The organism is Psychrobacter sp. Arc9 (assembly GCF_041431295.1).
Lineage (GTDB): Bacteria > Pseudomonadota > Gammaproteobacteria > Pseudomonadales > Moraxellaceae > Psychrobacter.
The window spans coordinates 204,169-215,424 of record NZ_JASMRK010000001.1 but is presented as its reverse complement, the minus strand read 5'-3'; the positions used below and the strand labels follow the sequence as shown (position 1 = coordinate 215,424).

Below are 11,256 nucleotides of genomic sequence, written 5' to 3'. Positions count from 1 at the left end.
TGATGCTTGTAGAATTTGGAATTCCTTATAAGATTAATTAGGTGTTACTGTCGCAGCATTAGGTTTGATACGAATTGAAAACTGTAAAGTTGCTGTACCTTTAGGAGTTAGCGGATTGACAGTAGTTGTAACGAAGCCACCTGAGGTTGTAGCTGTTGTTGTTATAGTGCCACCAGTAGTAGTGGTTACAGCATCATCTTTATAAATAGCGTTACCTGTGAACTTAGCTAGTTCATCTGAAATAATTAGATCTGTAATACTAAAGCCTAAGCCTGTCGGTGTTGCTGAAGAAGATGAATTATTTTCCGCTACGATTTGATAGATGACACATTGCCCAGGAATTGCTGATATTTGGGTATTTACTAATGTTTCACCACTATCCACTGCGCCGTTACAGTTTGTGTCTATGACTTGTTTTTTACTCAACAGTAGTCCTCTTACATAAGTATTGTCAGTTACTACTCGAGCACCTTCTGTTGGCACACTATTATCATTACCTGGTGCAAGTGGTACTAACGTTACGATAGTAGTTTCACTTGGCGTATTGTTAGTAGTATTGATAATGGCATTTGAAGAGACAACGTTGTACTTTATCGTTGCTGTGCCGTTAGCAGGTATGCCAGCAGGGAAAGCGCTGAAAATATCATATGTATTGCCGCCTACTGTGGTAGGAGAAATGTCTTTTGTGACAGTACCTATCGTTACGGTTACATCTCTGACTTGAGTATTTGCACGTTTACCAATGTTTACGTCTGTATCAGTAGTATCTCCAGTGATAGTGAACGTTAGCTCACCTGATACATCGCCTTCAACCTGATCGCCAGAGTTAGTAATAACTGACTCGTAGTTGGCTCGAGTTGTTCCATTTGTGGTTACTGGAATTTCTTTGGTAGCTGATCCCTCAATCTTTAATCCACGCTTAGTGGTTATTAAAGATTGTGCATAGTCACTACCAACAGTAGTTGGCACAGTACCATTTAAAGTCTCTGAATCACTACCACTAGGATAGTATGTGCCAGTAGTCTGAGCAGGATCGTCTTGAGTGCCAGCAGGGCTAGCATTAGTACTATCTATCACTTTACTAGTGTTAGTTGTATTTGCAGTATCGTCTAAGAGGTCTTCAACTCGGACATGGTTGACTGTAGAAGCAGCTAATACCGTCGTTGCATCAATTCTTTGGACTTTGAAAACGATAGTAATGGTGCTACCAACTTTCAAATTCGCACCGTCAATTGTAAAACCATTAGGAACTGAGCTTGAAGTACTAGTCGTAGTTGTAGTACCTACAGAATCACTACTTGTGGAGTTAGTGACAGTAATTGGTTGTAAGGTACTACCGTTTGCTGTTGCTAGTTTCAATCCAGCGGGTAAAATATCTACGATTTTGATATTTTTAGCATCAGATGCATAAGTTGCGCTACCGTCATTTTTTACAGTAATAGTATATTCTGCTGTATCGTTAATATTGTTAAGATCTAAAGAGTTTGTTACTCTCTTTACGATACTGAATACTGGTAGTTTAGTAATTGAATCATCGTTGTTAGTGATTTTCTCGTTACCAGTAACTTTGTCTTTAGATAAGTAATCACTAGTAGCAGATAGGGTTAAATCTGTAGTAGCACCACCCTTATTACCTGAAGTTTTTTCACTGATTACAATTGAAGATACATCACCAGCTTTAAGGATAATAGTGGCATTGGCAAAATCAGCACCTGACTGATTGGTTACTGTGACTAAGTCGCCAGCAGTATTACGCGTTTGGTAAGTAACTGTTATATTGGCAAGCTGTGTAGCATCTACACTACCTAAGTCCATATCATAACTATCAGTAAAGTTACCACCATTGGTCAAAGTATGATTATAGGTAATAGTACCGTTAGGAATAACAGCTATGCCTTTATTAGTATTAACGTCATTATCGCCATCAATATTAGTAGCCACTAATGAGAATTTAACTGTTTCAGTAATACTAATTACTACTGGGTTTGAATCAACTTTCTGCTGCTCTTGACCTCCAACAAAGTAGGTTGCTGAGGCAACGTTCGTAATAGAAGCAGAGCCTGCAGTAGATTGTTCACCTGCGATAGCACCCGTAGATACGCCCATCAGCGCAGCCACACCGACAGCAAGCAAACTATAATTAAAAGTATTTGATTTCATGTAATGCTCCAGAATTAAGATTAGAAATTGAAACGTTAAAAGGGTGAAGGTTTAATATCTGTTGAACTAATTAACGGTAGTATTGAGAGCAACAGCCGCTGCTTTCTTCGCTGGTAAGAGTCTGATATTCCAACGTAGCGTACGGTATTCAGAATATGGAACCTTGACCATCTTGCCATCGACATTTCTCATCAAAGGCATGTCAGCGTAGTTCTTACCATCAGTGCTAGCTTGTGCGCTCGCAGGCATCGCATCACCGGTAAATGTCATGTTTGCAGGGATAGGTAGCGTTACCATCAAGTCGTTAATATCTTTATTAACGGTATTGGTATAATTCGCTTTATACTGAATCACAGTACCTGCTGGTGCAGTACGTACTGGCGTATAGACTACTTTACCTTCTGCATTCTTTATGACTTGATTAGCTGTTAGCTCCATTTTTAGAGCATCATCAGCATGCGCTATGTTTAGTAAGCAAGTAGAAGCTACGGTTGCTAATAAAACACTACGTAAAATCTTGAAACGTTTCATATAAAATCCTTTCTTAGAGCATTACTATCATTAGGGTTTTGATGTTTTGGGTTGTAGTAAAACTGTCTACAATTTGATATGAGTATTATTTGTAGAAAGCACATATTTTTTCATTAATCTATTGTCACGCAACCAATACAATTATTCATTACAAAGACGACAAATGGCAATTCAAGGTAGCCAAACGGTAAAAGCCCTGTCTGGGTAGACAGGGCTTTTTAAGGTCAAAGAGAAAGTTAGTGATAATTCAAAGTTGCAAGAGAGAATAGCTACTGATCGTTTACAGTAGTGCCATATTTGGTATTGAAATATAGCGTGGCTTTGGTAGGGGTTGATCCAATAGGTTTATTTAAGTTAAACAGCTCAGAAGTAATAGTACCTGTTGGTAGAGTTGTGCCAGTATAGAGAGAAGTAGGATCTCCCTTAGGAACTGGCAAGGCGAAAACAGAGGTTACCAAGTTGGTTTGCGACTTTACCTGTAATTGATCGTTTATTTGAATCTCCTTTAAATCAACATGACCTCGGTTATAAGCTTCTATTCTATAAGCGATACACTTACCAGGTTCCACATCACTAGTGGGTGACTTAATACTGAAACCATTTATTGGGTTATCTGGCTGAGGGTTTGCGACAACGGTTGAGAAGTTCAGGGCATTATTACAAGTATGAACATACTGCGACTTAATAAGCACTAAAGAGGCGTTATTCGCCTGCACTTCACCAAAGTCTAAGTTGTTATAGGCATAAATATTGGTTGTTAGCGAAACTTCTTTATTATCTGAAGTCGTATCTATAATGTAGTCCCATATACTTGGCTCGCTCTCTATCAAACAAACCTTGGTTCTATTCTCTAGCTTACTAGCAGCTACTGTGAAGCTATACTTACCTCTGGAGGATGAGCTGTCAGAAACAGTTTGCGGATTTGGTGAAATAGTTGAAATACTATTACCATTACAGTCTGTTAAAAGTATATTTAACTTACTATCATATATTCCTAGCTCATCGGAGCTGTCATAAATCCCGTTAAAGTATTTACTATTACCTACAAACTTACTAGTAATATCTTGCTTAGTACCTGCATCAGCAGCGATGCCTCCATTATCATTGAATACAATGCCTGAGAAAATAGAGTTAGGCGTATGGCAATAGTTCTCTAAGCGTACATCGATGACCTGTCCGGATGGGTTAGTAATTGTGCTTGCGTTGCTGTAGCGCAATGTAACTGACTTAACAGGATCACTAAAATAAATAGAACCTTGACAACTTGTATCAAGTGCGTCTGTACAGTTGAAAGTATTAGTACTGTCAGCAGGTAGTCTTAACCCTTTGAAAGTATCAGATCCTATACTAGAGGTGTTGAACTCTATACTAGAACCACCTATGGTCTGAAACGTACTATTAATTGCCCCATTTTTTGTGATACCAGTAACTTTGACGTAGTCGTTCCAACCATTACTTGAGGAACTAGAACTAGTAATAGCTTTATCAATATCGAAGATGCTAAGTGCAACATTATTTAAAAATAGAGCTTCACCAGTTTCACTGTTTTGAAAATTAAATGTTATGTCACTATATGAAGTTGAATTAGGAAAATCCCTGACAAACCGGATTGCTTGATTGGCAGTAGTTCCTGATAAGCTAGTAGATGCAACTGTAGTATTGCTAGATTCCTTCGTGCTTAATTGTATTTGAAGAGGTATATTCGCAGAGCCATCGGTAGTCATATAACTACCATTACTTGCTAACAGTCTTGCATAGTCAAGATTAGATAAGCTACCTTTAGTTGTATTATTGGAGCAAGTATCTTTAGCAATAGGATGTATTACGAAGGCAAAAGATGTATTACTAACTAATAGACAAGTAGCAGTAAATATCAGTATTGCTGCTTGGTGTATATATTTATCGAATAAGTTCGAAGCTACTAAGTTTAAAAAGCGTTGAATTTGAAGCATATTACTTATCCTATAAACTAAAAACCAAGATGCATACTTATTTATATGCCAATTTTCTACTATTGATATAAATGTATATATTACGTATCTCAATATAGTAATCAATGTTCTTATAAAAATCATATTAAATAGATGAATGGCGTTTTTGTCATGACCAGTTACCGTATGTTGCATAGTCAAGTAATCATATTCCACAAAGCTATCAATTAATAATATTTACCTAACAACTAATCATTATTTATTTAAAAAATACTTGTTATTTCATCATTTCTCTACAGCCATAAACAACTTAACCGTAAAAGCTTATAATGGAATGTCATAGTCAAATAATGATTAAACGAATAGCTATAGCATTATGACGGTTTGGCAGATGTGTTGATTTGATGCATTTGTCGATATGAATAATACTATTTTTATAATAAAGCTGTATATCATCGCACAAAACAATGGAATGCTTGGACGTAGCAAGGATGTCGTAAGTAAACCAATCTCTCATCATGCATTTTTCAATGAAGCCCTGCCATTAGGTAGGTATGACTGATATAAAAGGATTAACAAGAATGAATTATTATAAGGATGCTGATAGCACCGAAACTCAGGAATGGCTGGCAGCCTTTGAGTCTGTGGTTAAACACGCAGACAAGGACCGTGCTCAGTTCCTCCTAAAAGCCTTATACAATATGGCAGTTCAAGAAGGACTGCCGTTCAACAGACTAGACACTGCGTACGTCAATAGTATCGCTGTTGAAGACGAGCCAATGTACCCAGGCGATCTAGGCATGGAGCGTAAGATACGTGCGCTAATTCGTTATAACGCACTCGCCATGGTCATGCGTGCCAATAAAAACGACGATGATCTAGGTGGTCACTTAGCGACATTCGCCTCTAGTGCGACACTTTATGAAACGGGTTTTAACCATTTTTTCCGCGCCGCTAGCGATCACTTCGGTGGTGACATGATCTATTATCAAGGTCACTCAGCACCAGGTATCTATGCACGCTCTTATCTAGAAGGTCGTTTGACCGAAGATCAGCTTGATAATTTCCGTCGTGAAGTAGGCGGCAAAGGTCTATCAAGCTATCCGCATCCATATCTAATGCCGGATTACTGGCAGTTCCCAACGGTATCGATGGGACTTGGCCCAATCATGTCTATCTATCACGCCCATGTACATCGCTATATGGAAAATCGTGGCTTGCTAGAAAAAGAAGGTCGTAAGATTTGGACATTCTTGGGTGATGGTGAAACGGATGAGCCAGAAAGCTTAGGGGCTATTTCTCTTGCTGGTCGTGAGAAGCTGGACAACCTAATCTGGGTAGTCAACTGTAACTTGCAGCGTCTTGATGGTCCAGTTCGTGGTAACGGTAAGATTATTCAAGAACTAGAATCAGTATTCCGCGGCGCAGGCTGGCGTGTGATTAAAGTTATTTGGGGTGGTAACTGGGATTCACTACTTGGTAAAGATCATACGGGTGTGCTCAAACAACGTATGGAAGAAGTGGTAGATGGTGAGTATCAGTTATATGAGGCGCGTACGCCTGAATTTACTCGCAAAGAGTTCTTTGGTAAATATCCAGAGCTAGAAGAAATGGCAGATGCGTTGACTGACGAAGAAATCTCACGTCTGAACCGCGGTGGCCATGATCCTGTTAAAGTTTACGCTGCCTTTAGCGAAGCTATGAAAACCAAAGGCCAGCCAACGGTTATTTTGGTTAAAACTGTCAAAGGTTATGGTTTGTCTACCCAAACGCAAGCAGTCAACAAATCGCATCAGGTGAAGAAGCTTGATCAAGAAGCGTTGATGTATTTCCGTGATCGTTTTGATTTGCCATTTACTGATGAGCAGTTAGAGACTCTACCGTTCTACCGCCCTGAAGAAGGTTCGGCGGAGATGAAGTATCTTAAAGGTCGTCGTGAGTCGTTAGGTGGTCATCTGCCAAACCGTCGTAGTGGTCATATCCCACTGAATATCCCTGAACTATCAATGTTTGATCGGGTATTAAAAGGCAGCAATGGTAAAGAACAATCTACGACCATGGTATTTGTGCGCTTGCTATCTGCGATGCTTAAAAACAAAGACATCCAAGATCGCGTCGTACCAATTGTACCTGACGAAGCACGTACTTTCGGTCTAGAAGGTATGTTCCGTCAGTTAGGTATCTACTCAGCTGTTGGTCAAAAATATACGCCAGAAGACAGTGAAGCGTTGATGGGCTATAAAGAAGCTATCGATGGTCACATGTTAGAAGAAGGTATCAACGAAGCAGGCGCAATGAGTACTTGGATTGCATTAGCAACCAGTTATTCTGTGAACGCATTACCGATGATTCCGATGTATATCTATTACTCAATGTTTGGTTTCCAACGTGTGGGCGATTTGGCTTGGGCGGCAGGTGATTGTCAAGCACAGGGCTTCTTGTTAGGTGCTACTGCTGGTCGTACGACACTTAATGGCGAAGGCTTACAGCATCAAGATGGTCATTCACAGATTCTATTCAATGTCGTGCCAAACTGTGTCAGCTATGATCCTTGCTTTGGTTATGAGCTAGCTGTGGTTATGCATGACGGTCTACGCCGTATGTATGGTGAAGGTGAGCGTGTCTATTATTACTTGACGTTGATGAATGAAAACTACGAGCAACCTGCTATGCCAGAAGGTGCCGAAGAAGGTATCAAACGTGGTATGTACTTGCTTGAAGACAATGGTTCAACACAAGTACAGCTATTAGGTTCTGGTGTTATCTTACGCGAAGTACAAAAAGCATCACAGATATTAAAAGACGAGTTCAATATTACGTCTAACGTCTGGAGTGTAACCAGCTTTAATGAGTTGACTCGTGATGGCATGGTTTGTGATGACTACAATCGTCTACATCCAATGGATGAAGAGAAAGTGCCTTGGGTTACTGAGCAATTAGCACCACACGAAGGTATTGTGGTCGCAGCGACAGATTATATGCGTAACTATTCAGAGCAAATCCGTGCTTGGTTACCAGATAACCGTCCTTATACGACTCTGGGTACCGATGGTTATGGCCGTTCTGATACGCGCGAAAACCTACGTAGTTTCTTCAACGTTGATGCGGCGCATATTGTTGTGGCAACGCTTAAACGTCTAGCCGATGAAGGCGAAGTTGAGATGCGTTTGGTTAAAGACGCGATTTCAAGCTTAGGTATCGATGTGGATCATCCACCTGCATGGCAACAGCAGTCTTACTATGATCAGTCTCCAGATGCACCAGCGCCAGGTAACGTAAATCCAAATCCTGTACCTGAATTTATCGCTGAAGACGATGATGAAATCAGTAATGAAGGCCGTGCTGAAGATCAAGCAGATGCAAACGTACTTGATGATAAAGATGTCAAATAATAATAACCATAAGACGAGGAAATAAATCATGGACATTAAAGCCCCCGATTTAGGTGTGGATAGCGCCGAAGTCAGCGAGATTATGGTAGAAGTTGGTGATGTCATTGCAAAAGACGACAACATTGTATTATTAGAATCTGACAAAGCATCGGTTGAAGTACCAAGCTCTGCTGCTGGTAAAGTAACTAAGATTAGCGTTGCTATCGGTGATCAAGTTAGCGAAGGTATGGTGCTGATTGAGCTTGAAAGTGCAGAGGATAGCGCAGAAAGCAACGATGACAATGCCGCTGAAAAGCAAGAAGCGAACAGCCCAGACGATACTAAACCAGAATCAAAACCTGAACCTGCTGCAACTGAATCAAAGCAATCAGAGTCTGCTGCCAAGCCAGACGCTAATGCTGGTAAAGCAACTACTCATGCGCTACCTGATTTAGGTGTTGATGAGGCACAAGTTTCTGAAATCATGGTGAGCGTTGGTGATACTGTTAGCGCTGAACAGTCGATTTTGCTAATCGAATCAGACAAAGCTTCGGTTGAAGTACCAGCACCAGTTGCCGGTAAGATTGAAAAAATCTTGGTTGAAGCAGGTGATATGGTTGCTAATGGTCAGGACTTTATCGTCATCATGGCAAGTGGTGCAGATGATGCTAGTGATAGTGAATATGAAGCTCCTAAGCTACAAGAGTCAGCACCAGCTAAAACAGAAGATAAATCAGCTGCTAAAACTACTGGTGAGCCAAAACAAGCTGCCAAAACGACTAATACTAATACAGCTGCTAGCAAAACAGAGGGTAAATTAACTGAAGCACAGGTCAATGAAAAATTGGTTGATGTGTATGCAGGTCCTGCTGTTCGCAAGCTAGCGCGTCAGTTAGGTGTGGATATCACACAAGTGAATGGTTCAGCTCTAAATGATCGCATTCTAAAAGAAGACTTGTTTGCACATGTTAAAAACAGTCTAACCAAGCAAAAAGCGGCACCTGTGAGCAGTAATCCTGTTAGCTCAGGTCTACCGAAGCTGCCTGACATGAGTAATGCTGAGATCTGGGGTGAAACAGAAACACAAGACCTCAGCCGCTTGCAGAAAGTCTCGATACCACAGCTCAACTACAATACTTTGCTACCGCAAGTAACGCAGTTCGATCTGTCTGATATCACTGAGACCGAAAAACTACGCGGTGAGTTAAAAGGTGGCATGAAAGCTGAAGGTGTTGGCTTTACTATCTTGGCCTTTGTGGTTAAAGCAACTGCTTACGCGTTGACCCAGCATCCACGATTCAACAGTCATTTGAGCGATGACAATACTCAGGTTATATTGCGTAAAAGTGTCAATATGGGTATTGCTGTGGCAACAGATGATGGTCTTATTGTACCGGTTATCAAAAACGTACAAGATAAAGGCCTGAAGCAAATTGCGATTGAGATCGGCGAGCTTGCAGTAAAAGCTCGTGATAAGAAGCTCAGCACCAAAGATTTGCAAGGGGCAAGCTTTACCATATCGAGCCAAGGTAATCTAGGTGGTACGGCATTTACGCCACTAGTTAATTGGCCACAAGTTGGTATTTTAGGTGTCTCTGAAGCAAGTATGCAGCCACGTTGGGATGCTAAGACACAAAGCTTTGAGCCACGTTTGATGCTCCCACTGTCTTTGTCTTATGACCACCGTGTGATCAATGGCGCAGACGCTGCTGTATTTACTCGTTATATCGCAACGCTATTAGCGGACCCACGTCGTATCTTAATCTAAAGCTAGCTAGCAATAAAAAAAGACTGCCCACGGGTGGTCTTTTTTTATGGAGATTACTTTTTTCTTGTAGGTTATTAGCTGTTTTTATAAATAATTGCTTAATAGTTAGAGTAGACAAACGGCAGTAGCCGTAATTAATAAGCACAAAAAAGCCAGCTATCAAGCTGGCTCTTATTACGCATGGTATCTTTACTAATTTAGAACTGTTTAACGAATGCTACGCCATATACCCAAGGGCTAATGTCGATTTCACCAATATCATTATCATCTAAAGTAGCATCGGTTTTGATGTCCTTGTAGCGCGCATCGATACGGAAGTATTCTGTTGGCGCAAAAGGAATATCAAGACCAACATGACCAGCCACGCCAACACTATCATCAAGTTCTAAATCACCGCCAGTAGAGACTCTTTCTTTAAAGAAAGTCGTGTAGTTCACACCAACACCAATGAAAGGCTTGATATTCATTGGCATATTTTCATAGTCAAAGTGATACTGTACGGAAAGCGTCGGTGGTAAATGCTGAGTTTTACCTGTAAGTTCAGTACCAGCAGCATCAGTTAATGTAAAATCATGATGGAAGGGAAGGGCCGCTAGTAGTTCGACACCAACGTTGTTAGCGATAAAGTATTCACCACTGATAGTAGGACGTACATCACCGTCAACATCAACAGAGTAATCAGTACCACCTGCATTGACCGTGCCATTATCACTTTTCGGATCAACATAGTGCGCACCGGCAGCAATTGACCAAGTGCCAGCAGGGACTGCAAAAGCAGTTGTCATTGTAAGTGCAGCAGCAGTAGCTAAAACTAGGGATTGTAGTTTCATCATTTCATTCCTTAACGTAATAAAAAATTATCAGCAGTTTGCTAATGAGGGATGGCATTAGCTACTGATACATAATGTCATGATTAAAGTTTAATCTGTAACATTTAATCTCTATTATAATACGAAAATCATTATTGTTGGTAAGGTTTTAAATATAAATTAGCAATGTTTCTGCAATAAATTACATTTACGTGTAATTCAATTGTCTACAGTCTATAATTAAACACAACAAAAGCTGCTTTTTAAGTAAGTGTCATTGACGTAAGTCGGTATCTCTTATTTACGATTCAACAAGAGGTGCAATATATTATGCTTGGCTATTGCAGTAACTCCCCTCTACGCTGTACGAATGCGCGTACGATGAAAATACTGAATCAGGTAGACTCTTGTTGTCCTGAATGTCACTTGTTTTTGATACCTGCGCAGGATATAAGTCAGCAGCTTCGTAGTTACGAGCAATTCTTAAGGTTCTCTATGCTATTGATTGTGTTTATACTGTTGGTATCAATCTATATTTATTATTTATATTTTGTTTAGTCAGCTGATGATATCAATACCCAACACCCAACACACCAGTTTTTATCAGAAAACCTATTAAGTGAGAATGCGGATTATTGTGAATAAGCCTTGCAAGTAGTTTATGATAGTTGCTTAATTTTATTAAT

6 protein-coding genes are annotated in these 11,256 nt (G+C 40.2%); 2 read left to right on the top strand and 4 right to left on the bottom strand.

The features are described from left to right. Positions 1-33 precede the first annotated feature (33 nt). The 3 genes from QO187_RS00850 to QO187_RS00840 form a co-directional block, all read right to left on the bottom strand. Positions 34-2,160, bottom strand: coding sequence for a hypothetical protein (locus tag QO187_RS00850; protein WP_371546685.1), 2,127 nt, complete (start codon positions 2,158-2,160; stop codon positions 34-36). A 66-nt stretch (positions 2,161-2,226) separates the two neighbouring features. Next, the gene (locus tag QO187_RS00845; protein ID WP_102094733.1) at positions 2,227-2,691 is read right to left on the bottom strand and encodes a hypothetical protein; all 465 of its coding nucleotides are present in this window, start codon (positions 2,689-2,691) and stop codon (positions 2,227-2,229) included. A gap of 269 nt (positions 2,692-2,960) precedes the next feature. Continuing rightward, positions 2,961-4,817 (bottom strand): hypothetical protein, encoded by a 1,857-nt coding sequence (locus tag QO187_RS00840; RefSeq protein WP_371546683.1) that lies wholly within the window; start codon positions 4,815-4,817, stop codon positions 2,961-2,963. Positions 4,818-5,203: 386 nt separating this feature from the next. On the opposite strand from QO187_RS00840, the gene aceE reads away from it, so the two are divergent. Continuing rightward, positions 5,204-8,014, top strand: coding sequence for a pyruvate dehydrogenase (acetyl-transferring), homodimeric type (aceE, locus tag QO187_RS00835; RefSeq protein ID WP_102094735.1), 2,811 nt, complete (start codon positions 5,204-5,206; stop codon positions 8,012-8,014). A gap of 28 nt (positions 8,015-8,042) precedes the next feature. Continuing rightward, the gene (locus QO187_RS00830; RefSeq protein ID WP_102094736.1) at positions 8,043-9,761 is read left to right on the top strand and encodes a 2-oxo acid dehydrogenase subunit E2; all 1,719 of its coding nucleotides are present in this window, start codon (positions 8,043-8,045) and stop codon (positions 9,759-9,761) included. 197 nt (positions 9,762-9,958) lie between these two features. Here QO187_RS00830 and QO187_RS00825 read toward each other — a convergent pair whose 3' ends face one another. Further along, complete coding sequence (locus QO187_RS00825; RefSeq protein ID WP_102094737.1) at positions 9,959-10,591, bottom strand: OmpW family protein; 633 nt, start codon at positions 10,589-10,591, stop codon at positions 9,959-9,961. Positions 10,592-11,256: the final 665 nt, after the last annotated feature.

Bases quoted from the DNA above. Each gene is read 5' to 3' on its own strand.
- QO187_RS00850 (WP_371546685.1), bottom strand. From the start codon at position 2,160: ATGAAATCAAATACTTTTAATTATAGTTTGCTTGCTGTCGGTGTGGCT.
- QO187_RS00845 (WP_102094733.1), bottom strand. From the start codon at position 2,691: ATGAAACGTTTCAAGATTTTACGTAGTGTTTTATTAGCAACCGTAGCT.
- QO187_RS00840 (WP_371546683.1), bottom strand. From the start codon at position 4,817: ATGCAACATACGGTAACTGGTCATGACAAAAACGCCATTCATCTATTT.
- aceE (WP_102094735.1), top strand. From the start codon at position 5,204: ATGAATTATTATAAGGATGCTGATAGCACCGAAACTCAGGAATGGCTG.
- QO187_RS00830 (WP_102094736.1), top strand. From the start codon at position 8,043: ATGGACATTAAAGCCCCCGATTTAGGTGTGGATAGCGCCGAAGTCAGC.
- QO187_RS00825 (WP_102094737.1), bottom strand. From the start codon at position 10,591: ATGAAACTACAATCCCTAGTTTTAGCTACTGCTGCTGCACTTACAATG.